This window comes from Paenibacillus sp. FSL H8-0175, from assembly GCF_045040615.1.
Lineage (GTDB): Bacteria > Bacillota > Bacilli > Paenibacillales > Paenibacillaceae > Paenibacillus_AQ > Paenibacillus_AQ odorifer.
In genome coordinates this window covers 3,259,476-3,284,944 of record NZ_CP150299.1, presented here as the reverse complement: position 1 = coordinate 3,284,944, position 25,469 = coordinate 3,259,476, and the positions used below count along the sequence as shown (strand labels likewise).

Sequence of the window (25,469 nt, the reverse complement as noted above, 5' to 3'; positions counted from 1 at the left end):
AACATATTACCACTCCTTCTAATCTGTATAGTCACAGTTTAGAAGATGAAAATGAACGGAGTATGAATAATGAATTACAAAAGCGGAAGTGTAACTGTAAAGGTAGTCCCTTCACCCAAAGTACTGGTTACTTCAATGGTTCCGTTATGCGCTTCTACGATTTTTTGAGAAATCGCAAGTCCAAGTCCGCTGCTATGGGTTTCATGTGTTCGTGCTCGATCTACTTTATAGAAACGATCAAAGATTAACGGTAACTCCTCGGCTGAAATGCCTTCACCCGTATCAGACACAGAAACAATACAGTTCTGTTCCACAAGCTTCGCGGAAATCATAATGGAACCCTCAGCAGGTGTGTATTTTATGGCGTTGGAGAGCAGGTTCATCCATACCTGGAACAATAGATTTGGATCACCTAGAACGCTGATATCTGCAAGATTCAAACGCACGGCCAGTTGTTTCTCTGTTAATCTCCATTCCATGATTTGTACGACCTGTCTTAGTTGTGCACGCAAGTCTGTCGACTTTTTCTGTATGGAATTAGGATCATAATCAAGCGAAGACAAGGTAAGCAGCTGTTTGCTTAGCAATGAAAGACGATGGCTTTCTTGGTCAATGATATTGAGATACTGTAACCGTTCATCCTCAGGTAAGGTTGAATCTTGTAACGCTTGGGCAAATCCCTGAATTGATGTTAATGGCGACTCAATTTCATGTGATACATTAGCGACAAATTCCTGACGTGCCCGATTTGTTCGTTCCAGCTCCCGGCTCATAATCATAAAATGGGAAGCTAACTGGCCAATCTCATCACGCCGCCACGTATTCAATTTGATATCGTATCTGCCTTTTGAGATCCGTTTAGTGGCCGTCGTCAAACGTGTAATAGGTCTAACTACATGCAGTACGCTAATCATTACAAAGCCTAAGCTAAACAACACGGTGAACCCAATGATCACAGCAAAAAAGACGCGCAGCTCACCGAATTGTACTTCAGCATCCGGACGCATAAACAAAGCATACGTCTCATTGTTTACTTTTACAGGAACACCAATTGAATTACGCAGTTGATTATCAAAAAATCCGGTAATAAATGCACTGTCCGGGAAATCCGCAACCCCATGATAAATTTGCCCATTCAGAACCTTCTCTAGTTGCTGCTCATCCAAATCTTCTTTTCTAAAGGGCTTACCGTAGAATCTTGATTCCCCTTCAGCATCTGTTAAATAGATTTTATAACCCAGCTTGGCTATACTCCGCAAATAATCCTCCATTGTCTCCGGATGTGATTCTGCGAATTGTTGAACCTCGATAGCCATTCCGGTAAGTTTGGCATCGTTCTGAGATTTAATCTGGGCTTGATAATAAATATTAGACACCAAAAATCCAAGAAGGCTACTCACCACAATTACTGAACAGAAGACAATACACATCCGGACATACAAGGATCTCATACGTTAACCATCTCCAATTTATAGCCAATGCCTCGAACGGTTCGGATCACAAAATCTTCCTGATAATCTACGAAGCGCTGACGCAAACGTTTGATATGTACATCGACTGTTCGCTCATCCCCTTCATAATCCATGCCCCATACCAGTTCAATTAACTCACTACGTGTATATAACCTGCCTGGATATTGTGCGAGTTGAGCCAGAAGCTCAAACTCTTTTACCGGTAGCAGCAGAACCTCATCACCATCGGTTATTTCATAATTTTTGCGGTCAATAACTAGAGAATTTAATCGAATCCGATCATCTGAAGCAATGGAATAGCGGCGAAATAACGCTTTGATCCGAAATAGCAACTCTTCAGGCTCAAAAGGTTTCGTTAGATAATCATCCGTCCCCCGCAAATAACCTTGCTCTTTATCACTCAGCTGCTGACGTGCTGTCAATAAAATGATCGGAATATCATACGTTTCTCTAATATGCTGACATAGCTCTAACCCATCTACATGTGGCATCATTACATCTACGACCGCTAAATCCGCAATACTGTCCTGCAATTTATGTATCGCATCTCGGCCATCACTGGCCTCCATCACCTGATATCCTTCCCTTGTTAGTACATGTTTTAATAATGTTCGAATATTCACATCGTCATCTGCTACTAAAATCTTCTTCATCATTTACACTCCCTGAATAATGGATGAACTCATAGTAACAACTTTATAACGATAGAACAACTAAAGTCAGATCAAACAAAAGGCTTGATACTCTCTCTAAGTGTGGTAACCGGCCGCTCCATCAGTCTCTCCAGATCTTTTGATGTAGAAGCAGTATCTATCTTCGCTAAAAACGAATAAATCCAATGCTGAATACTTGAATCCTGGCGAAACGTAATTTTTTTCCCTGATAACTCTGATAATACATCAACTAATTCGTTGAAGTCCCAAACGTTGGGTGCAGCTAGTTCGTAGACTTGGTTCATATGTCCATTCGTTGTAAGAACCTTTGCCGTAGCTAAAGCGAGGTCCTCACGAGTGACTGAATTAAACTGCCAGTTCCCTGGATAAGTGAGTAGCTCGCCGCTTTCCATCGCTTCCTTCAACCCAAGCACACCCACAAAATCTATGTACAAAGCGTTACGTAGAAACGTATAATCTATCCCTGATTCAAGAATCATCTGCTCAGTAAGTAAATGGACATGATAAGAAGGAATCGGACCTTTGGGTGGAAAGGCAAATCCAGTATAAAGCAGATGCTTCACATTGGCCTTTTTTGCTGCATGAATGACCTGAGCATGCTGATGTAATCTGATCTTATCATCGGTATGAGAGCTGGAGATTAAAAGTAACGTTGTGACCCCAGTAAAAGCTTCAATCAGCGTATCTAACTGGTCATAATCGCCAAAACGGACTTCGAACCCTTTTTCTAAAAAATTAACAGCTTTATCTGGCTGACGAACACAAGCAATAACTTGACTAGCCGGAACGTACTTCTCAAGCTTCTCCATAATTAAGCTGCCTAATTGACCTGTGGCTCCTGTAACCATAATCGACATACATAACACCCTTTCTGTTATTCGAATGTACTCAGTTTTTGTAATAAAAAGATAAGTTGATGAAGCTCCTGATCATTCAGATTCTTCATTCTCTCTGCGACAGCCTGACGATTCTCTGGAAGATGCTCCAGAAGTAATTGCTGGCCTTCAGTCGTAATCGAAATGACGCTTTTTCTGCCATCCTTGGTATCATTCGAACGGGTTATTAATCCATCTCGCTCCAATGGTGTTAACAGCATGCTTATATTAGCTTTGGTAACTCCAATAATGTGAGCCAATGTAGAAGGCAGAATCGCACCTCCCTGTTTAGAGATCTCCACCAAGATACGAATTCTTGCTCCGTTCAATCCTTTCGACTGCCAATATTTCTCAGAAACAGAAACTAAATTTGCAGTAGCTTCAACTAATGTAAAAAATGCTTTGGTATGCAATGGCTGATTCAGCACAAACTGTTGTAAATGATCCATATTCTATAATTCAGCTCCAATATAGTTAAGTCCTTAACTAATTTTAAACATACTACACTCCTCATGAGTTGTCAAAAAAAGAAGCTGCCTCACCTGGCAGATAAATCTGCTGATGAAACAGCCTCTATATAAACTCACTTTAGATTAACACCGTTTTTGTGGAAACAGGCTCTTCACTGTATTTTTTAGAACCCTCCAGCATAACCTCCAGCCTAATGATCTCCGACCGGCTTGCTAAACGAATTGGGGGTCCCCATGTTCCATAACCTGACGACACGACTACATGCAAATTCTCCTTACGAAGATATCCCCAGTCCAGCTCGAACAAACGTTTAGTGATCCAGTGATTAGGAGCAATCTGTCCTCGGTGTGTATGACCCGAGAGTAGAACGTCTACCCCAGCTTGAGCGGCTACGTCGAAGCCTGTAGGCTGATGATCCATCATAATCACAGGACGTGTAAGATCAAGTCCTTCGAGCAAGGTGCTTACACTTTGTCTGCCACCAGCTTCCATCGTCTCGGCTGTCTTGTCTTTTCGGCCTACAATATACGTTCCTGCGACTTCTTCAACCTCATCTTGCAGGACCTTGATCCCAATACTACTCATCAAATCGGTATATTCCTTAATTGATCCACCATAATATTCGTGATTGCCCAGTACTGCGTAGACACCATAACGAGCTTTTAACTGTTTAATCTGTTCACTCATACTATTGCGGATAAAAGGTTCAATGCTGTCATCCAAGACATCTCCAGCCAGCAAAATCACATCGGGTTGCATCGCGTTCATTTGTGCCACCATTTTTTTGAGATGACGATTGCCCACGATATTCCCTAAGTGCAGGTCTGAAGCAACCGCGATCGTTAATGGCGTGCTGGTGCCAATAGATTTATCAATAGGTATGGAATGTGTGCGGATCACGGTACTCCAGGCGTTGATTGAACCCCAGACCAGAAAGACTGCCAGTAATATCAGAATTGTCCCGCCCGCTTCTGCAATGTAATAGGTACGATTGATTCCTGACCATCCCAGTATCACATATAATAGGTCTGCCAAAGGTAACATAATGATTGCAAATTCCATACACGCTAAATAATACGATCCAATCACTTTAAAGAATCTGGCGATCGGTTTAACCGATTTTGGCCATGGGATCATTCCAATGACATACGCAAAAGCGATCAGCATAAATAATGTCCAGAATACTGCTGACGAAACACCTGAAAACCATTCATGAATAAGTAACCAGCCGTGATAGCCAATGTAGAAATTAACAAGACCCAGAATGAGCAGCATAGCAAATCCTGAAGCTAACATTCGTAATGTTTTCATCGTTTTTCTCCCCTTTACCTAACTACTTCTCTACTTCTTATCTCAAATCATAACACAAACCGTTAACCCAGTATAAACTGCAATGCGGTGTTCGGAAAACATCGGAACTAAAAAAAGAAAATGCCCATCGGCATCTTCTTTGGAGGTTTATCTTATATCGCTTTATCACGTGTGGCCATACATTGACCAATCAGCTTATCGCATTTATTGATGTGATTTATCAGCCAGTCTGTTAACGTTCGATTAAGCTTGATTGTTGAGAGTACGGATACTCCTTTTGTTTTGACCGTTTCTTCCAATTCGAGAACTGCCTTCACGAAATCAGCATGCGTCTGACGATGTTCAGCTAGTTCAGGGAAGTTGATCTCCTCCATCAGCTGCTCTTCATTACTGAAATGTTCAATCGTGTATTCTTTTAAGAATTTCAGTGTTTCCTCAATCTTTTCTTTCCCTTGCTGATTACTGCATGCTTCAAAGAATTCGTTCAATTTCGCTAACAACTGTCTGTGCTGGCAGTCAATTTTTTCTACACCGATATCATATGAATCTTTCCAAGCGATCATGAAATCACCATTCCGTTTCTTGAAAATTACATTTTAATTTTATTTTCCACCTTTCTCCACAAAAGAACTATTAACAACATCACAGGTGCTTATATTCAACCATTAGCTGTACATATGGCACCTACTGATAAATCTCTACTTCATCACGGGTTCGATATGTACAAGTACATTGGAAACTTGGTGCCGGTCTTTTAACTGTTCTTCAATTTCTTCCGTAATATCATGACTCTGCACTACACTTAGCTGAGAATCCACTAGCACAGTTGTGTCTACTAATACGTTATTCCCATGGATACGGGCTTTGATATCTTTTATGGATTGTACACCATCAATTTCTGCCACAGTTTCTTTCATATGTTCAAGCTCTTCCGCATCAAATCCGTCCGTCAGATCATGCGTAGCTTTGCTAAAGATATCCCATGCCGTCTTACAGATGATTAGTCCGACAATGATGGCTGTAAGCGGGTCAAGCCAAGGAACGCCCAAGGAGGAAGCCACAATTCCGATAAAAGCGCCCACGCTAACTATAGCATCTGATCGATTATCCAGTGCTACTGCCCGCATTGCGTTACTGTTAATGGCACGGGCCAGCCTAATATTATACATATAGACAGCCATCATAACTACAGCACAGCCCACTGCCGTCCACGCCGCTATGAGATCAGGACTTTCCAGTGCTGGTTGAATAAATTTGTTCACAGCTTGGTACAAAACTTGAAGCCCTACCGCAATCATAATGAATGAAGCAATTAATGAAGCCACGGTCTCCGCTCTAAAATGCCCGTAGCTGTGGTTCGAATCCGGCGGTCTTCTGGAAATCTTCAGGCCAATTAGTACCGCGATAGAAGCAATAATATCTGTACTGTTATTCAATCCATCTGCAAGCAACGCTTGAGATCCTGAGACCGTACCTATGAACAGCTTGATAGCTGATAAAAAGATATAAGCAACGATGCTTAGCCAAGCTCCTTTTTCGCCTTGTTTAATGTCGTTATAAGTTTCCAAAAAAAGAACCCCCAAAGAATAGTATTGTTCTATACTACACTTTGAGAATCGGGTGGGTCTAGAGAAACAGTGTTGCTACGGGGCGCAATAGTTCCCTCTGTCAAATAGAGTTGCAAGGTCGTAACTGTTTTGCAGGACGCAACATAGTTTGCCCCCGTTCAACTTTGCTTCCATTCTTCTGGAATAGTAACTTTTTGCTATTTTTATTGTCTAATTATAGTAATGACTAATTCAAAGGAGCGTGGAGTGATGATTCAGTCTTTGCCGAAGAAAATTGTTACATGTTTAGCTATAGGGAGTATTTTAATTCCAATAACAAACAGTGGATCAATGTCAGTCATTTCTGCAGAAAAAGCAATTGTAAGCCTAAGTAACACTTATTACAGTGAAGTCACAGCCCCGATCCTAAAACCTGTTTGGTCAGCACAACTCGCCATTTTAAAAAAAGACAGAATCACCGGACAGGACATTACAGCACTCGCGGAAAACGGGAAGATCTTTGCGTTGCAGCGCAATGAAAAATTAACCGCAATGAATGCGGCAACAGGCAAAAAAATATGGGAGTTCGGAAGTGGATTAGCGCCGCTATTCACGTACAGCAATGGATTTATCTACGGTCTAACCCAAAGCGGCTCCCTATATGCCGTTAATGAGGCAGGTAAAAAAGCATGGTCGGCTTCCATAACACTCCCCAAAGCTACAAATATACAGCGTTTAGGATCTACTATTTATGTTACTCAAGAGGAACAATTAGCAGCAGTTGACGCCGTAACCGGAAAGATCAAATGGAAGGCTGTAGAGAAAAGCAATAACTTTACAGGCTTATCAGAGGTCATGGAATCAGATGGGGTCGTTATTCGCAGCTATCTGTCTCAAGGGGCCTTAACAACTGCTGGACTCGCCGCTTATGACAGTCTGACAGGAAAAAAACTATGGGACCAGACCCGGCAGTGGATGCCGTTAGCAGTGAAGGATGGGCTCCTCTACTCTATCACGAATACATTTATGATGGATGATGACCCGGTAAATCGAAAAGTCAAAGTATCCGTGTTCAACATAAAGACAGGTGAATTAAAAGGAGAACGTTTATATAAATGGACAGATACCGAGAATAAAGATGGTGTGTACAGTTATAATGGGATGAATGGAAACGCGTTTTTGGATGGAAAGGACTTTTATATCTTTCAGGGCAGTAAGTTTGTGAAATATGATTTCTGGAATTATTCTGCAGAGGGTAAACCGGTGCAAACCTGGACCTCGATGGTTAAAGAAAAAGACTCTCCATTGAACCAAGTTTATCAACAAAGAATGTTATTTCAAAATCAAGATAAAGGTACTTTATCCGCACTTAAGCTAGGAACCGGCCAGCTTGTCGAACTCAATATTGGAGAGAATCCAGTGGTACAGACGGATCTGTTCGGAAACGTGGTTTATAGTGGACAATCTGACGGCCTATTTCACGCTTATGACATGTTAACTCTAAAGCCTATTTTCACTGTGAACACAGGCTCTCGTAACTTTGCCCCTTCCCTTAAAACTGGAGGGATGCTGATGATTCGGACGGATAATAAGCTGCTCGCGATTAAACTTCCTACATCTATAAAATAAAAAAGCCTGATTTCTCAGGCTTTTAGGCTTCAATAACTTATTCAGCCGGAGCTGTAAAAGTACGTGCAGCAAACTCGGCATCCAGCATGTAGAAGGCGTTGCTATCTTTTTCAATTCGTTTCAGTTTACTGATGATGTTGCTAAAAAGTGCTTCTTCTTCTACTTGCTCGTCTATAAACCATTTCAAGAAATAAATCGTCGCATGTTCACGCTCATCCAGAGCAAGGTCAGCCAAATGATAGAATCGTTTAGTGTTCTGCTGTTCATGCGCGAAGGCATGTTCAAAAGCATCTAACATCGAGTTATATTCGTTCTTCGGCTCTGGCAGTGCTTCTAGCGTAGCACGGTTATCCCGGTCGTTAAGGAATTTATAAATCTTCATGGCATGGAACCGTTCTTCTTCGGCTTGAATTAGAAAAAAGTTTGCAAATCCATCCAGACTTTCGCCGGAACAATAAGCAGCCATCGCTAGATAAACATGAGCGGAATAAAACTCGAAATTCATCTGTTCATTAAGTGCTTGTACTAATCCATCTTTCATTGGACCGTCACCTCATTATTCAAATTTAATATGTAAATATTTAAGTTTATCTTATCACCGTGCTTCTAAGTCAGCAAGGATTCCTCTCCCAATATCTAATTTAGCTAACGAAAGGACGACTATTCAGATGATTAGATTCACCCGTCACAGCCTAAAGCCTAAGATTTCCGGTACACTCTTCATTATTGCAGCTATGGTGTCACTGTTCCTCATTGCTGGCTGTTCTAATAGCAGCAGTAATTCACAGTCCGAAGCTACCGATTCACCGACCTCCCAATCCACACCTGCACCAACCACCAGCTTGGCTCCCACCCCCTCAGCAGTCAGCGATCCAATTGCTCTTCAGGTTGCTGAGATGACTTTGGAAGAAAAAATCGGACAAATGCTCCTAGTTGGAATTGATGGAACTGTCCTTGATGAGCAAGCTAAAAAGATGATTACCGAAGACAAAATAGGTGGAATCATCCTCTATAAGGACAATATTAAAAGCCTGAAAGGGATGATCAGTCTTATCAATTCTATGAAAAAGAGTAACACTGGCAACCCTGCCCCACTATTCATGAGTGTTGATCAGGAGGGTGGAAAAGTCAGCCGGATGCCTAAAGAATATGCTACATTCCCTTCTAACGGAACAGTGGGTGCAAGTAATGACGCTGCTGCTGCCGAGAAAATGGGAAAGCTGCTCGCAAGAGAAGTACGTTCAGCCGGATTTAATATGAACTTTGCTCCCGTTCTCGATATCAATAGCAATCCAGACAATCCAGTCATCGGAGACCGGTCGTTCGGCAATGCTGCTGACCAAGTCATTCAACTAGGGATTGCCGAAATGAAGGGAATTGAGAGCGAAGGCGTCGTTCCTGTTGTCAAGCATTTCCCAGGACACGGAGATACTTCTGTCGACTCCCATCTGGATCTGCCGATTGTGAACAAAACAGCCGGTCAGCTAGCTGACTTAGAATGGCTCCCCTTCCAAGCAGCCATTAAAGAGGGGACGGACGCCGTAATGGTCGCTCATATTTTGTTTCCAAAATTAGATCCAGACAAACCCGCATCCTTATCGCGTACCATTATTGGTGAACAGCTTCGAGATGAAATGGGCTACCAAGGAATCGTAATTACAGACGATCTAACCATGGGAGCCATTATGAAGAACTACGATCTGACTACAGCAACAGTAGATACTGTGAATGCAGGTAGTGATATTCTCCTTGTCGCTCACGGCTATGATAATGAAAAACGGGTCATGGACTCCCTCCTGCAAAACGTAAAAAACGGTAAGATTCAAGAAACACGGATTGATGAAAGCGTCTATCGGATCTTAGCCTTAAAAGCCAAATATAACCTTTCCGATGAGCAAATCCCGGTTCCTGATCTTACCGATCTTAATAAAGATATTAACGTTTGGCGTCAAACGATTGAGAAGTAAATCTAAGCGTTAGTCATTGTTACTGAAGAACAACAACATCTCCAACCTTCAACCCAGAGAGAACCTCTGTTTTGTCCGTAGTTTCCAGACCCACTTCGATGTCTTTTCGTTCATATTGCCCGTCCCCTTTATCCAGCATAACGTAGGAGAGGTCTCCTTCATGCATTACAGCTATGCTGGATACAACGGTGGCATTTTCTTTGCGAACTGTTTCAATTTCTCCGTTTAAGCTTAAGCCACCGATCAAATGCTCGTCAGGCTGCAGCGTGATAACCACTTCGAATTGAGGAACCGAACTGGCAGTAGCATTCTGACCTGAAGCTGTCTTTGCAAATTTCGCCACCTTCTTAACTTCTCCAGATAACTTCAAATCTTTTATAGCTGTCATTTTTACGTCCACCTTCATGCCTGTCTTTATACGGAAGACGTCTTGTTCACCTACAAGAGCAATGAATTCTAGCTTGTTCATATCTACTATTTTTCCGATATATTGATTATCTGTCACTGTTTGCGGAATTTCGCTTGCACTGTCAAATAAGAAAATGCCGGTTGCCGGAGCATAATAAAGTGCTGTTTTGAGTTTGGCTTTTTTCTCTGTTAATTCGCGTGCTTGTATTTCGGCATTGACCTGATTAAGCTCGTCCCCTAGCCGTGTTGCTTCTTGGGCTGTGAGTGCTTTAATCCGTTCTGCTTCAGTTGCACCAAGGGCTGCATTCTCCTCGTCTTGCTGGCTCACAAATGCATTCAGCTCTGCTTCCAGCTTTGCTTTACGGATGGTCGCCTCTTGTGTAGCAATCTCATTCTTCAAGGCTTCCTGATCGAGAGTAAACAGTAAATCACCTTTTTTGACCTGTCCACCGTTCTCAACCTTCCACTTTGTCACCTTTGAAGCATATGGAGCATAAACAAGCGTTTCTTTCTCATAATTAGAATTACCTTTAACCTGTATGGAATTGGTAATGGTCTCCTGTGTGACCTCAAAAGTTATGGCTTGTGGGGGTTCAACAGGCTCTAACTGCGCTTCAGGCTTATACATCTTACTATATAGAAAATAACCTGCTGCAATTATAATCAGTACCAATACAATCCACTTGATTCTCCTCTTCATCACTTTGGCTTCCTTTCAACTTAAAAATAGCTAATCCCGTTTAATCGCCGTGAGTGCATTCGTTCTGGATGCACTGATCGCCGGATAAATACCCGATAATACCCCTGTCATTACCGCAAATGCGATCCCAACCGGAAGAGTCATCAGAGGAATATAAATCACCAAAGGCTCGCCTCCACCCATTCCTGAAGAGTTACCGATGAGCTTATTAATTCCTAATACAATCAAGTATGAAAAGGCTATGCCGAGCAATCCGCCCAACATCCCGAGCAATGCCGCTTCTGTAATGAACATATTGCGGATCTGGCCCATATTGGCGCCTAACACTTTCATAATACCGATCTGCCGTCGTCGTTGATGAGTGGACATAGTCATCGCAACGATAATGGAGATCGAAGCAATAATCAGAATAAATACACCTATACCGAGAGCTGCTTTCTTGACCATGCTGAAGGTATCAGCGAGTGCCTCTTTTTGATACAAATTTGTGCTTGTTGTTAAGGTAAGTTTCTGAATAAGCTTCTCTAGTTCCACGATATTCTCAGTGCTGTCTACCTTTACAATCGCTGAGTTATAGACACCCTTTTGCCCAGCGGTTCCACTCGATAGCTTCATTTGTTCTACAAGCCGCTCGCCAGTCTCTAGTGACACATAGATCTTCTTGTCGTACATAGCCATATCCTCGCTCGTTCCACTCGGGTTGTCGAGGATTCCCACCACTTGAATCGGTGAGCTAACTAACATCCCTCCGGTTTGAGAGGCGGGATCAAAAGACTGTAATTGAACCTGTTGCTTGTACATATCTGTTGGAAGCATGCTTAAGCTGTTGTACTGTTCCATCAACTTATTGTTATATGGATCTGTACTCAGTTGTTCAAAAAGACGCTGCCGAGTTTCGTTATCAATCAGTCCAACGGTTGCACCATAGTTCAGTACAGCCATTCCTACCAAATCAGAAGCTCCGCCTTGTTTGAATTTCTTATCATATTTCGTTAACAAGCGTAGATCCGTTCCAATAAGCTGTACATCTGTTATTTTATTATCGATAGTCAACATCTGTATGTACCCTAGCTCTTGAAAGGGAGCTGCTGCAGTTACATGCCGCAAGCCTTTAATAATCTCCAGCTTTTGTGCTGTCAGCCTGCCGGGATCAAGCTTTTCATTGGCCGCAGACGATCCGCTGCCACCGCTGCCTCCTCCTTGGGAGGGTATACCTCCGTTGGGAGACACCGTAATTTCATCCATTTTGAAATTGCGGTTGATTTCCCGCTCCGTGTAGCTCTGTGCGGAGTCTCCTATACTTAATGCAACTATGATTGCAGCACATCCAATGGATATGCCAGCCATACAAAGACCTGTGACAACTTTCCGCCGTTTGACCTGTTCCCAAGCCAAGCGGGAAATATCACTAATCCTCAATGAGTATACCCCCTTCGAGTTCAGTATTCGAAGAAGTTTGGTTTTCAGTAATCATATATCCGTCCCGAAGCGTGAATATCCGCTGCATTTGCTCCGCGACTTTTAGCTCGTGAGTTACAACTATGAAGGTAGTCTTCATCTTCTTGTTCAGGTTAAGCAGGATATTGATAATTTCTTCTTCTGTCTTCGAATCTAGGTTTCCGGTTGGTTCATCTGCAAAGATAACAGATGGTTCCGTAATCAAGGAGCGTGCAATACTAACACGCTGCTGCTGTCCGCCAGACAGCTGGGAAGGGAACAAGTCGGCTTTATCAGGAATGCCGACTCCTTCCAACAATTCTAAAGCTTTTTGTTTACGTATAGAGGGTGCAACGGATTGAAAAACCAGCGGCAGCTCTACATTTTCACGGACTGTCATGCTAGTAATCAGCTCATAAGCTTGAAAGATAAACCCGATATTTTTTCTGCGAAATTCCGATAGCTTATTCTCACTCATCTTCACGATATCTTGATCGGCAATATAAATATGGCCTTCCGTAGGTTTCATTAGTCCTGCCATCAGATTGAGCATCGTTGACTTACCGGAACCCGAGCTCCCCAGCAGTGCTACCATCTCCCCCTCTTTCACAGAAAAGTCAATTTGATGAAGCACTGCTGTAGTTTCATTACCGTTTTTATAAGAATGCGTTACATTTTCCACTCGCAACATTGGAGCTGCTCCTCTTCGTACAATAATAGATATGAAATGCTATTTCTCAGTTACAACTGCTCTATCAATCTTGATGTTATAAGCTTGACTAGCCAGCTCGATCCGTTCGCCTTGGAATTCATCGTACAGCGTGATCCGGTAGGTTCCTCCTGACAAATTCTTATACATATTATTGCTAAAGCTTGCTGTATACGAGTTGTTGGTCCCTTCAAGAATATCGGTGCCAATGTTCAAGCTTCGTTCCTGAGATAGACCATATGGATCCGTCATTTTGAGGACCAGCTTATGCGTGAAGGTTCCCATATCATAGCTGCTGTCACGAAGAAGATTGTAATTCATAACTATATTTATAGAGTCACTGCCTTGTAGTGAGCGCCCTTCCGAACTTAGAACGGACATGGTATACGGATAAATAGCCACCTTCGTCAAGTTCTTCTCTGGTGGTGTGATGACCGGATTTAATGACAGTGAAGCCATATTAATAAATCCAGTGGATTCCTGACCGGGTTCCGTCAGCTTATTCCCAGTAATCCCTGGCCCAAGGAACAGGCTTACATCAGAAGCATTAACAGCCTTCGGAACCTTAGCCCAAAAGGTTATTAATTGCTTACCGCCTGGAGTAGCAGACGTATCCGGCTGATTGGCTGTAGCTTCGAATAGCTGACCATCTCCCGTTTTGTAATAAGCTTGGAGGCGAGCCATTTTGCTTTGTCTTTTCTCTTCACTGCTCAGAAGCAGCTCTGTGTATACGAGATTGGAGTTAAGTCCTTCATAAATAATGGTTTTGTTCTCTTGCACTTTTGCGTTCTTGCCTTTACCAGAGATAACATAACTTCCTCCAGTTTCAATAGAAGCTACAGCGTTCATCATGCTGTTCGTAGTAACTGACAGGAACGAGCTTTTCTCTTCTTTTACCATAGAATAAAGATTTAATTTTAATTTATCGAACTCTTGTGTATAAGGAATTTTGGCAAACACATAGATTTCAGCGTTTTTACCGGGCCCAATCGTTGAAGTTTCCTTATCCATAAACAATTCCGTTGAAGATGACATGTCCTCATTGTCTACCTGAACAGCTCCCTTTAATTCCGGCAGAGACAAGGCAACCGATTGGGTATTCGTAATATTTAATCTGGCAACAACGATATCATCGTCTTTCCATGGAAAACGCTGCAAGGAAACTAAACTATAAGTAAACGTCCCATATTCATTTGTTGCTCTATATTCCATACCTTTCTGTATCTCAGGACGCAAGGTATAGGAGATCGTAAAGTAAGCAACCGGAACCGTTAGTTTAGCTGTGTTGCTCGTAGCGACATTGGTTCCACCAGTGCTTCCAGTTGCTACACCTTCTCCAGTAGTTCCCGTTTCACTATTATCTGGAGCAGAAACAGCCTCAATCATCTGCAATTGCAGTGAATTCTGTTCTACCTCAAGGGGTACCTGTGCGGTAAGCGGGATGATTTTTTCCTCCAGCGGTTTTATGGTTAATCCGCTCAAGCCCTTAGAATTGATCGGAAAGGTTGTCCCCGTTGAGGATTTGACAGCAAGTTCATAAGAAGGTAACGTAACGGCTGTCTTTCCTGTATTCTTCACTCGCAGCTGAAAAGTCCAGAATCCCTTATTGTTCTCTGCGTATACGGTTGCGTTATTTAATTGGGTTTCAACCGTATTGTTATTGATGGTAATTTTCTTGATTACACCTTTGCCAACTACCAGATTTGGTGTAGTAGCCGCAGGCAGCTTGTACGAGGATTTGGCAATCTCCAGCTTCAGCGCCTCATCCTTTTGGGTGAATTGCAGTTTCATATTCTCCGTCTTCATATACGAAGGAATTTCTGTAAGATAATAAATGGTTTTTTTCTCTTGGGGCTGAATTTTATAACTAAGCTGAGAACGGTCAAGGGCTAATTCATACGAGCTTCCCCCTGCCGAGACCAAATATGCTGCGTAACCAGGATCACTTAATACTTTGCTGCCTTTATTGGTCAAGCTTATGCCCACCTTGGCATAAACCTTTCCGCTGTATTTGTAGAGCTCCAAGGATTCACTTTTAGCAATAACCGGAATGTCATTCATTGTAGTGCTTACATTTTTTCCGTTTACAGCGGTTGGCGAATAGTTGGCGGGTATATTAAAAGTTCCTACTTGCTTGAGATACCCCTTGGTTTTGGAATCCCAAACGTACATTGGAATCTTGATACCTTTTAACGAATTTACCTGGCCAACATTAACATAATATGTAACGCGCAAGCTTTCGTTAGAACCCACTTTTTTCTTAGTAGCGTCCGCACTTAGTGGATTCCCTGGAATAACAGAGCCGCCAGAGGTCATAACTCTCGAAAAATAATACAGTAGGCTAGCACTTTTGTTGCTGCCATTCGAATAGTTAATTGTATAAGTTAAAATATTGCCTCCAGGCTGTGACCAAATATTCACATCTTCCAGTGTAGCTTTGATATTAGCTCCTAAAGAAACGGAACCCAGATTACTAGGAGCTGTTACAGTTGCAGCAGCTACCGCCGATTTTGGCTGAACAGAACTAACTGCAGCAGCCGAAGCGGTATGCCCTGTCAACTGGCTTATGACAAAGGTGCTTAAGAGTAAAACAACATATGTACTGCTATGCTTTCTCATTGACTTCCCTCCACGAGTATTTTACTAGAATTATTATAGTGGTTAGCACAGATCCAATTGTATCCATGTTGTAACTCTTACAGATCTTTTGTAACCTATTTGTTCCAATTTGCATATATTCTGAAAATGATTCTATAATTTCAGTTGATTTTTCAAAGCTGCAATATCAGAAGCGGCAGGCTCATCTTCTCCGTATCTAACTTTTTCATATATTTCAATCAATTGATCTGCTGCTAAAGAATCATCATCACCCTTACGTTTATGCTTGCTACGATCTCCCCATAGCAAAACATCCCTTTTTGTTTCCTGCGGCGTAAGATAACTTTTCATTTCATAACCGTTATCGCGCTTTATATTAAGCCACCGCCGATAAAGCCAACGGACACGTTCCTGCTCGCCATTCATCTGATCCCAGCGATCCTTACGATGTTTTGAAGGAAGACGAGAGCTCCAGAAATCCTTTAACCCTCGAACGGTTTGTTCCCAAGTAAAGACGCTTTTCTCCTCGTCAAGATATGCTGTATTATTCTTAGGGGTATGTTCCCTACGTAACATCGATAACAATGCATCTATGACTTTCCGCCACTTTTCTCCAGCATTTCTGTACAACCAGCGAAGTGCATAATAGGCTGCAAACCCCAATAATACCGCCGCCAAAATATAAAACCCGTATTCTAGTATAATAGCTAGCCAGCCACGCTTTTGCTCGCCAACAGGTGGTAACATCGGAGTTGCTGGCGGCAATTCTGCTGGCGGAGGCTCTGGTTCTTTTGTGCCAGAAAATAACTGATTAATAAAATTGAAAAATGAGCGTAAGAGTCTCCATACCAATGATCCTATAGCTTTACCGACACCTGCCGCTAGTACAGCTGCAATAACTCCAATCACAATGACATATATACGATTATTCCGTTGTATCCCTTTGGGCAGCGTTTCATTCTCTTCAGTAAGTGCGCTGTATCGTATATAGCTGCTATTAGAAATAAGTAAAGTCAGTATTAAATACAGACTGCCACACCAGGTCAATAACGGCACACTTGGCTCCAATTCAGGAACTCTATGAAACGCTATAGTTGCCACAAAATAGATTATTATACCTATCCAAAACATTCTGAATCTATTATTTCTAGAGTCTACCGTCATCCCTAAGAATGTACATATAATTCCAGCCACACCTAAGGGAAGGCTTTCGATGGATAAACTCCCTGAAGCCACACCTAATAATGCCCCGAGGATTAAGGCGGCAAGTAATTGCTTCCATCTTACATTGCAAAAATTGCGCAAAAGAATGCCTGCTAAAGCTAGTATAGGCAGCGCAATCAACCATATTTGTTCATCTTGTTGGGGCAACAAATATATCTGAAATAGAACCCAAACCGGTAGAAATAGCAACAATTCAATAATAGACCACAACCAGAGTTTCACTGTTTCCCTTACATAGCCAGACAACGTAAGCTTCATGCGCTCTCTCTCCCTTGTTCCGGAATATCCAGCCATTCCACACCATTGCCTTGCTGCATTAGGAGATCCGTCGCCTTTTGCAATTCTGCTCCCCTATGGCAGCTTATGATTAGAAAATCTGTGTCACTAATTCCACTCTCAACCTGCAATTCCAATAGTCGACTCATAGGAAGTGTTCTATCCAGCTTCAGCCTTGCCAGGAGCTCTAACATATCTTCGAGCTGAGCCATCGGCTCTGCTTCAATTGGATCTCTTTCGCCAGCATCGTCCAATCTGCCATTACAGATTAATCCGGTCTCAATTCCATGCTGCATTGCGTATTCAGCTATAGTCGCTGCATATCTTATTCCTTGCTCGATTCGTTCCACATCAGTCACCGTTCTCCACATGGAATCACTGTCCTCTATATTCAGACAGATGACGAGCCGGGAATCAGCCGTGTAATCTTTTTTATGAACCTGCATAACACCAGTACGTGCTGTAGCCTTCCAGTTTACCAATCCCATAGAATCTCCTGAGCTATATTCACGAATGCCAGCAGTCAGAAAAGGGTCTTCAACGATCCATCTTTTCACAGGAAGCTCACCCAGCCAGCTATGAATGGGCAATGGAAGCTCGTCTAGATTCAGCAGAACGGGATAGATCAACAACTCTAACTCGAGTGGATATGATTTGTTTTTTCGAGTCAAACCAAATGGATCTCCCGTTGTCATAGTCACGGATTCCAAACGATATAAACCACGACGCTCACATGTCACTTGATGCCGTCTTTTAATATGACGATAAGATTTTAAATAGAATAAACTAATATGATTCTGAGAGATTTCTCCTGTACTAATCCCAAGATTATCCTGACTTCCAAATTCCAGACCTCTCGCAATACTAGACTCCAATCGGAGCCACGGCAAAGGAAGAAGCTTCGCATTAATGATCTCCTCGATCATCTCAATACGTTCTCCTTCATAAGCAGTCTTACTTGAAAAATAACGAGAATAACTAAGCGCTTTCAGACCATTCCGTTTATAAATGTCAGCAAGAAGTAACACCAACGCCACTGTAATGAAAATGAACCAAGGCAAAGCCATAGGTCATTCCACCTTTCCGCCTCTTAAGGACGTCACGGGTTCAGCAGGCACCTCAACTTCACGAAGCACTTGCAATACAATATCCGCGGCTTGTCCCTCTCTTGAGCCTAATCCCCGATGAAGCAGCAGACGATGTGCAAGCACGGAAACAGCCACGGCTTTGATATCATCCGGTGTTACATAGGATCTGCCTTGAATAAGTGCATATCCCTGAGCTGATCTAAGCAACGCGCCACTAGCACGTGGACTCGCACCCAGTTTTACTGCCGTAGATTTGCGTGTAGCTTCCGTTATCCGTACGATATAACCTAATAAATCATCACTGATACTTACCGATGCGGCTAAACGCTGTGCGGCTTGAATATCTTGTGCCGTTGCTACAGGAAAAGACTCTTCGAGCGGATTATTCTCACGAAAACGCTGCAAAATATGTATCCCTTCATCAAAGGTAGGATAACCCGTAGTAATCCGCATCAAAAATCGATCTAATTGAGCCTCAGGCAGTGGGAAGGTCCCTTGGTTGTCTATCGGATTCTGAGTAGCAATGACAAGAAACGGTGCTTCTAATCCGTGCGTTACCCCATCGATAGTAATTTGCCGTTCCTCCATACACTCCAGTAGGCTGGATTGGGTTCTAGGTGTTGCACGATTAATTTCGTCAGCCAGCAGTATATTGGCAAATACCGGACCTGGTCTGAACTGAAACTCTCCCGTCTTCTGATTGTAATAGTTGATCCCGCTTAAATCGGAAGGCAATAAATCCGGCGTAAATTGTATGCGCTTAAATGAACAATCCAATGATTTGGCAAGCACCTTTGCCAGCAAGGTTTTACCCGTACCAGGTACATCTTCCAGCAAGACATGTCCATTCGCAAGTAATGCGGTCAGCAGCAGGTCTACTCCCTCCTCTTTTCCTACAATGACTTTGGCAAGATTGGCCCTAATAGATTTGATAAGTTCAGCTACTTCTTGAAGATTCATGTGAATACACCATCCAATCTGAGGATAATTATGTAATAAGTGCTTTAATCATAACAGAAAGCGTACCCGATTTATAATTCACAAAAAAATGCACTGCCCATAATTAGACAGCACCCGTCTTCCATTCGATTTTCATTTCGCCGTCTTATGCCGATATCGAAAGAAAGCTACAATCCCGTAATAAATGGGTATGCTTTCAACGATTAGCCAAATGATCACAATGGCAAAGCTTTTGTAGTGTTCGTAATATCTGCCGACGTCGCGTGAATATAAGTACGCTATTGTCACTGAAGCCAGTGTTAAAAGGGGAACGTAAATTTTTTTACTATTAGTATTAAACAAACTTGCTACACATTTTGAAGCTATATAGATAAGGAAAGCGCTGTGAATAAACATCGAAGACGACCATATTCCAATCAAAAGCGGGTCTGTATTACCTAATAAATTATCTTCTTTCGAACTACGCACCATCTCAAGAAAAGGATATTGGAGTTGCTGGCCTAAATGTGGACCAAAACTCATCATTGTCAATAACCATCCTATTAAGACCGTAATTGAAACATAGAACTGCGCAAATACTAATCTTTTTATCATTTTCGCTTCAATTTTTAAATCAGGTGCAATGAACAAAAGGACAATCCATTCTCCAAACCATGACATGACCACAATAGAATCTTTCAGGGCGATTCCAGGATCATGATAATGAAAGAAAGCAGGTACCATATTAAAGTCCGCGTTTGGAAGGAATAAATTAAATAAAATGATCACGGTAATAAAGAAAATAATAAATAATCCATCGGCCATATATGTAATTGTTGCAAATCCTAGACTTGCCGTGTACATGATTACGAGACCAACGACACACTGGATAAATAGAGGTGGAGTTCCTCTTAAATAATTCGAGCCGAAAAATAGTACGAAATTCTCTATATCGAAAGAAACATAATAAACACACCAGCATAGTAGGAGCAGAATCATAAATTTATGTGGCCATTTGCCAATGATCTCTTTTCCAAAGTGAACCCAAGCTTGATTTGGTCGCAGCTTACCAACATAGATTGTAAACCACAATAATATCAATCCTAATAAGGAGCCAACGATTAATGCAATCCAGCCTTGATAAGAGGAAGTAGCAATAATAGCTGGTATCAAAAAAATGGTGGTTTGTGAGCTAAAAAAAATGGTGATAAACCGGAACAGCTGCCACTTTGTTGTACGCATAACTTCTCCTTCCTCAGTTCTTTATTTTGCTGTCCCAAAATCCACAATCCGAAAGTCCGTCTTCACCTTAATATCTGCCTCATGAGCGTAGTAATTATCCCAACGTTCTCTTAATTGCTTCCAAAGTTTCGGATCATTCCATTCCAGCAACATGCCGAGCTGTAGAACATCCGCACCTGCTTTTTGGGATAAATGTATAGCTTCGGTCAGATTAGCAGTTACTTTATCGCTTAGTTTCTCTGTAATGATATTACTGATCTCTTCTAGATTTCTTTTCTTAGGATCCCTTAAATAAATCACACTAGCTTTTCCCTTTAATTTCACTGTAAAAACTGGACCCTTATCCGTTATTTTTACTTTTTTCGAAGATTTGGTGCTAACAAATACAACACTTGCTGCACTTTCTCCACCATCCCAGGTAACAGAATAAACCGACAGCTTAAGCTTGCCTGCGGCCCATGCCAATGCCCTCCCCTCTTTAAGCTTTAGTATTCCCTTCATTTTCTCATTCTGAAACAACATTGCTCCTTGAATGCCTGCCCAATATTGTGGTTTACCTTCTTTTGTAGTTTCTTCTTTTTTGCCAAATGAAAGATTATTTATAGCAAATCCAACGCCCGAAGCCTCAGCGAATATGCAGTCCTTAATTGTAGTCGAAAACATGTATTTTTCTGTTCCAAAGCTCCTCAGTACATCAGAAGGCAATTGTTCATAGATAGGTGTTAATGTATTCATCTCTTTTGCACTGCCGGGACTAGCCATGACATAGGTTCCAAGGGGGAGACTTGGCTCTCTTCTAATCCATAATAGGAGTTCACCAATCCCTTGTTCTGCATAAGCTTTCCCTAAGACAATTATTTTCAATTGGGAAAGACTAAGTTGACGTGTCAGATCTTTCTGAACTAGTAACATGGCGTCTGCGATCGTATCTGCGGTCTTAGAAACTGTAGAATAACTATTCCCATCACCGCCACCACTTGAGGGCTGGCTTCCCGAGTTGAGACGATTGGGCAAAGGAGAGTTAATCGTAATTTCAACGGTGCCTGCTTCTTTGCCTACATCTATAAATAAGCCGTACACAAAGGTTAATTCGTCCAGTTCCACCTTTGAAGACCAACAGCCTGTTAAATTTAGGAGTAGAAGTATAACAACTCCTATCTTTAGAGTTCTCATTTTTGATTCTGTCTCCTTAGATTCCTGTTGCTATAAAGTTTGCTGCGTTTCTTCATATAGTTAGAGGGAAAGCGAGATAATGTGTCCTTCCAATCTTCTAACACCAAAGGGGCAACGGGTTGTAAATATGGTGAGCCTAACGGTCTAAGATTAGCTAAATGCCCGTAAATCAAAAAAGCTGTAATATATACCCCGAGCAAACCCATTGTTCCCCCCATAATCAATAAAGGGAAACGAAGTAAGCGAAAAGTCAGACCGAGCTCATAATGGGGAATAATGTAGGTGGCAATACCGGTAATGGAAACAACAATAACCATAGGAGCGGATACAATTCCCGCTTGCACCGCAGCCTGACCGATGACTATACCGCCAATAATTGAAACGGTCTGGCCTACAGGCTTTGGTATTCGGGTTCCAGCTTCTCTAAGGGCCTCGAAGGTAAGCTCCATAATCAAAGCCTCAGTCAATGCTGAGAAAGGAATGTTCTCTCTGGCAGATGCTATCGTAATTAACAGGTTTGAGGGTATGATCTGAGGATGAAAGGTTGTAATCGCAACATAAAGCGATGGAAGAATCATCGATAGGATGGAGAACACAAATCGAACGATTCGAATCCAGCTTGCGGCATAGAAGCTTTGATAATAATCCTCAGAGGATTGTAGCATTGTAAAAAAAGAGGTAGGTGCAATCATTGCAGTGGGTGTGCCATCCTGTAATATTCCGATCCGGCCTTCCATTAAAGAAGCTGCCACCGAGTCGGGGCGTTCTGTATATTGAAATACCGGAAATGGTGTCAAGTTCCCCTTCCGTAATTGTTCCGATATATAACTAATGCCCAATATGCCATCAATATCTATTTCATTTAGTTGCTTTTCAATTTCAGCAAGAACTTCTTTTTTATAAAGCCCTTCAATATATACAACATACACATCAGTTTTTGTATATTTACCAATCGTATAATGAATAGTCTTTAGATCCGGATGTTTAATTTTGTGTCGGAGCAGGGACAGATTTGTTTCAATATCTTCAATAAATGCTTCTTGTGGCCCAATCACCACAAGTTCATTTTGTGATTCCGTAACCGATCTTTTCTGATATTGCGTGATCTCAAAATAATAAACATAAGGAAGCTCTTCAAAATAAAGCACTACTTTTCCAGCAACAATCAAATCCACAGCCTTGTTTATGTCAAACTCCTTAAGATACGGGATGGGAAAAACAGCTCCTCGATCCAATCGTTCTAAAAAATCCGGCCATTTGTGCTCTGAATTTGCTTCATTTCTTAGCGGCAATGCAATATCTTTATGAAGACTCAGGGAATTTACGATGAATGGGATATAGATCAAGTCACAGGAATGCCCATGAAGGCGAATGTTTTGAAAAACTGCATCACTAGATCCTTCCAGTTGTTCTTTTATTGTTTCAATAATTCCAGACATCTGCAGACTACCCCCAAAATTGTGACTTGTTAATCTGGCTTAGTTTGCCAACGTGATGGAAGGTTTATACTTAAAACAAACCAAATAGGCACAAATCCGGTATAGTACCGGACTCATGCCCATCAAAATATCGAATAAAATGACCTATCTAATCCTACAGAGTCACTTTAATAAGGAGCTCAAACCCCTAGCTTTCAAATCACGGAAAAGTTGCACCAATATTAGTTCCGCTAGGTGTTCCAGATCCGGTTAGATCGCTACCCCCAGTTAATTTGAGGAAACTGCCCAGACTAAAAGAACCATCTGCATTTCGCACCACTGAAGGTGTAAGACTTACAAAATCAGCGGCACTGGCCACCAAACCCTTGGCATTGGTACTTGCATTACTTTTCCACCACACATTAGTACTTAGAATATCGGTTCCACTTGTTTTGTCACTCGATCCTCCAGCAAAAGACAAGTTGTTCGTAAATTGGTGAGTACCGGCATCAAAAGCAAAGTTACTCTGTCCGTTACTCCAAGAAGTATTATTTGTTAGTTGAATGGAACCTGGATTACTATTGTAAGTGAATCCGTGTTTTTTATTTTGAAATGCTATGCTATTCAGCACAATATGGTTTACTGCAATTTTTTCGCCACCTAGTTTAAATCCATTCCCATCACTGTTTGCCGTTGAATTTCCATCTGAGGTCTGTCCGTTCTTATAGGAGATACTATTCTTGATCGTCACCACTCCGATGGGGCCTGTTTCTGATTTACTGTAAAGATCCCAGCCGTCATCTGTATTCCATGCAGCTATACATTTATCGAATACGTTACCAGGACCTATGGTCAGCTTAGCAGCAAAACCATCAGCGTCTTCCCCGTTATCCGGATCATAATTATCATGAGAATACACTCCAATGATCTGATTATAGCTCGGCCATTGACTCATGCTGGTCAGTGATGAAGCATACCGGCTGATTTGCAGTCCCGAATCCCGATTATGGTGGGTTTCAACATTCTCAATAATGTTATAGTTCCCGCCAATAAAGATCCCATTGTCTCCTGAGCCTCTTATCTCTAATCCTTTTACCTTCCAGTAGTTACCGTATATCTGCAAACCACGTTGAGCTGGGTCAAATGGCTGGGCGTAAAAATCCAATATAGGCTTCTCAGTCCCATATGCAGCGATGTTCTTTCGTAAGTTAGAGCTTCCGCTATTATCTTGTCCAACAATTATTGTTGAAGAATACGTGTAAACCCCTCCACGCATATAGATGGTTTCCCCGGGGGCTACCTTCGTAATCGCTGAGGCCAGTGTGGTTGGACTACCAATTGTTCCTGCGTTGCTGTCCAGACCATTTGGAGCTACATAAATAGAGCCTGCAACTGGTGTTGCTGTTGGTGTTGCTGTTGGTGTTGCTGTTGGTGTTGCTGTTGGTGTTGCTGTTGGTGTGACGGTTGGAGCTACTGTCGCAGTGGGGGTTGCACTTGCTGTTGGAGTAGCCGTAGGAGCTACCGTTGGTGCAATTGTTGGAGCTATAGTAGGCGTTGGTGTCGGAGTGCCCGTTGTGATATCGGAGACATTGATATTGTCGAACTTCGCTGCTGTCTTATAAGCTACAAGTCCTATACCTCCTGCTGTCAAAATGTTATCGTGTGCATTTAGCTGTAAAACATCATTAACATACATTTTAAGCGAATCTCCACTAAGCTCTAGCCTAACTGTATAGGCAGTCCCTGTAGTTATAGGAAAATCAGTTTTACTAGCCAGTGTTGAACTTGAACCATTCACTTTTTTTCGTATTTCAAGCGTCCCACCATTACTGTTAGACAGAGATGCAGCATAATAGTTATTTCCGTCAACATAGCGCCCGCACACATAAGTTCGATTAGTCCCATTGAAATTATCAATCTTCACATCAGCTTGAACGCTGTAATCTGTCCACGTGTTGCTACCGGAGAACGAACGTCCTTCGTTTTGAGTGGATTGGTAATACACATGATTGCCACTTTCTTCAACTACAGACCAAGTTCCTGTTGTACTCGTCCAATTGTCGGCATTTCCATTCTCAAAATCATTACTGAAGATATTTGCTGCCTGAGCGGTAGGGTTACTCCATGCCAAATTTCCTAGAACCAGCGAAGTTGTAAGCGCAACCATAATTCCGAATGAAAATCTCCTTTTTAGTTTTACGTGAACATCTTCCTCCTTGTTTTCTAATTTAAATAAAAACCGAGGGCATTCCTCCAATCTTATGTCATCTATAACTCCAGCCTAATCTCAACTATAATTAATATTTCGAGG

20 protein-coding genes and 1 pseudogene are annotated in these 25,469 nt (G+C 42.0%); 2 read left to right on the top strand and 19 right to left on the bottom strand.

The genetic code is table 11. The features are described from left to right. Positions 1-74 precede the first annotated feature (74 nt). From MHH46_RS14695 to MHH46_RS14665, 7 genes are all read right to left on the bottom strand, one after another. Positions 75-1,451: a cell wall metabolism sensor histidine kinase WalK gene (locus MHH46_RS14695; protein ID WP_076194281.1), complete on the bottom strand. Its 1,377-nt coding sequence runs from the start codon at positions 1,449-1,451 to the stop codon at positions 75-77. Beyond that, positions 1,448-2,125, bottom strand: a complete 678-nt coding sequence (locus MHH46_RS14690) for a response regulator transcription factor (protein ID WP_076129334.1) — start codon at positions 2,123-2,125, stop codon at positions 1,448-1,450. The genes MHH46_RS14695 and MHH46_RS14690 overlap by 4 nt, the downstream gene beginning before the upstream one ends. 71 nt (positions 2,126-2,196) lie before the next feature. After that, entirely contained in the window at positions 2,197-3,003 is an 807-nt protein-coding gene (locus MHH46_RS14685; protein WP_076194283.1) for an NmrA family NAD(P)-binding protein, read from the bottom strand. 17 nt (positions 3,004-3,020) lie between these two features. Beyond that, on the bottom strand, positions 3,021-3,470 hold the full coding sequence (locus MHH46_RS14680; protein WP_076129332.1) for a MarR family winged helix-turn-helix transcriptional regulator: 450 nt from the start codon (positions 3,468-3,470) through the stop codon (positions 3,021-3,023). 139 nt (positions 3,471-3,609) lie between these two features. Beyond that, a complete protein-coding gene (locus MHH46_RS14675; protein ID WP_076194285.1) occupies positions 3,610-4,803 on the bottom strand; it encodes a metallophosphoesterase in 1,194 nt (397 codons plus the stop codon). A gap of 152 nt (positions 4,804-4,955) precedes the next feature. Continuing rightward, a complete protein-coding gene (locus tag MHH46_RS14670) occupies positions 4,956-5,366 on the bottom strand; it encodes a bacteriohemerythrin (RefSeq protein WP_051491008.1) in 411 nt (136 codons plus the stop codon). Positions 5,367-5,501: 135 nt separating this feature from the next. Then, positions 5,502-6,371 (bottom strand): cation diffusion facilitator family transporter, encoded by an 870-nt coding sequence (locus tag MHH46_RS14665; protein WP_076129330.1) that lies wholly within the window; start codon positions 6,369-6,371, stop codon positions 5,502-5,504. Between the two features lie 222 nt (positions 6,372-6,593). Here MHH46_RS14665 and MHH46_RS14660 point away from each other — a divergent pair, with 222 nt between their 5' ends. After that, complete coding sequence (locus MHH46_RS14660; RefSeq protein WP_405132618.1) at positions 6,594-7,979, top strand: PQQ-binding-like beta-propeller repeat protein; 1,386 nt, start codon at positions 6,594-6,596, stop codon at positions 7,977-7,979. Between the two features lie 37 nt (positions 7,980-8,016). Here the strand turns inward: MHH46_RS14660 and MHH46_RS14655 are convergent, their stop codons facing one another. After that, positions 8,017-8,520: a ferritin gene (locus MHH46_RS14655; RefSeq protein WP_076129328.1), complete on the bottom strand. Its 504-nt coding sequence runs from the start codon at positions 8,518-8,520 to the stop codon at positions 8,017-8,019. A 127-nt stretch (positions 8,521-8,647) separates the two neighbouring features. Between MHH46_RS14655 and nagZ the strand changes: the two genes are divergently transcribed. Beyond that, positions 8,648-9,946, top strand: a complete 1,299-nt coding sequence (gene nagZ / locus MHH46_RS14650; RefSeq protein WP_076194290.1) for a beta-N-acetylhexosaminidase — start codon at positions 8,648-8,650, stop codon at positions 9,944-9,946. A 19-nt stretch (positions 9,947-9,965) separates the two neighbouring features. On the opposite strand, the gene MHH46_RS14645 is transcribed toward nagZ, so the two are convergent. From MHH46_RS14645 to MHH46_RS14595, 11 genes and pseudogenes are all read right to left on the bottom strand, one after another. Then, positions 9,966-11,054 (bottom strand): efflux RND transporter periplasmic adaptor subunit, encoded by a 1,089-nt coding sequence (locus tag MHH46_RS14645; protein WP_076194292.1) that lies wholly within the window; start codon positions 11,052-11,054, stop codon positions 9,966-9,968. 30 nt (positions 11,055-11,084) lie between these two features. Continuing rightward, positions 11,085-12,473, bottom strand: coding sequence for an ABC transporter permease (locus MHH46_RS14640; RefSeq protein WP_175623537.1), 1,389 nt, complete (start codon positions 12,471-12,473; stop codon positions 11,085-11,087). Further along, positions 12,463-13,182 (bottom strand): ABC transporter ATP-binding protein, encoded by a 720-nt coding sequence (locus MHH46_RS14635; protein ID WP_076129325.1) that lies wholly within the window; start codon positions 13,180-13,182, stop codon positions 12,463-12,465. Before MHH46_RS14635 ends, MHH46_RS14640 begins: the two co-directional genes overlap by 11 nt. Positions 13,183-13,221: 39 nt before the next feature. Continuing rightward, positions 13,222-15,819 (bottom strand): hypothetical protein, encoded by a 2,598-nt coding sequence (locus tag MHH46_RS14630; protein ID WP_081387951.1) that lies wholly within the window; start codon positions 15,817-15,819, stop codon positions 13,222-13,224. 132 nt (positions 15,820-15,951) lie between these two features. Then, positions 15,952-17,280: a hypothetical protein gene (locus tag MHH46_RS14625; protein WP_076194294.1), complete on the bottom strand. Its 1,329-nt coding sequence runs from the start codon at positions 17,278-17,280 to the stop codon at positions 15,952-15,954. After that, positions 17,277-18,365 carry a DUF58 domain-containing protein gene (locus MHH46_RS14620; protein WP_076194297.1) on the bottom strand — a complete coding sequence of 363 codons (1,089 nt, stop codon included), beginning with the start codon at positions 18,363-18,365 and terminating at the stop codon, positions 17,277-17,279. Before MHH46_RS14620 ends, MHH46_RS14625 begins: the two co-directional genes overlap by 4 nt. 3 nt (positions 18,366-18,368) lie before the next feature. Beyond that, positions 18,369-19,346: a MoxR family ATPase gene (locus tag MHH46_RS14615; RefSeq protein ID WP_076194299.1), complete on the bottom strand. Its 978-nt coding sequence runs from the start codon at positions 19,344-19,346 to the stop codon at positions 18,369-18,371. A gap of 132 nt (positions 19,347-19,478) precedes the next feature. Next, a complete protein-coding gene (locus MHH46_RS14610; RefSeq protein ID WP_076194301.1) occupies positions 19,479-20,567 on the bottom strand; it encodes a GerAB/ArcD/ProY family transporter in 1,089 nt (362 codons plus the stop codon). Positions 20,568-20,588: 21 nt separating this feature from the next. Further along, positions 20,589-21,740, bottom strand: coding sequence for a Ger(x)C family spore germination protein (locus MHH46_RS14605; RefSeq protein ID WP_076185953.1), 1,152 nt, complete (start codon positions 21,738-21,740; stop codon positions 20,589-20,591). Beyond that, positions 21,737-23,179, bottom strand: a complete 1,443-nt coding sequence (locus tag MHH46_RS14600) for a spore germination protein (RefSeq protein WP_076194303.1) — start codon at positions 23,177-23,179, stop codon at positions 21,737-21,739. The genes MHH46_RS14605 and MHH46_RS14600 overlap by 4 nt, the downstream gene beginning before the upstream one ends. A gap of 199 nt (positions 23,180-23,378) precedes the next feature. Next, a pseudogene (locus tag MHH46_RS14595) lies at positions 23,379-24,557 on the bottom strand (right-handed parallel beta-helix repeat-containing protein); the annotation flags it as partial. Positions 24,558-25,469: the final 912 nt, after the last annotated feature.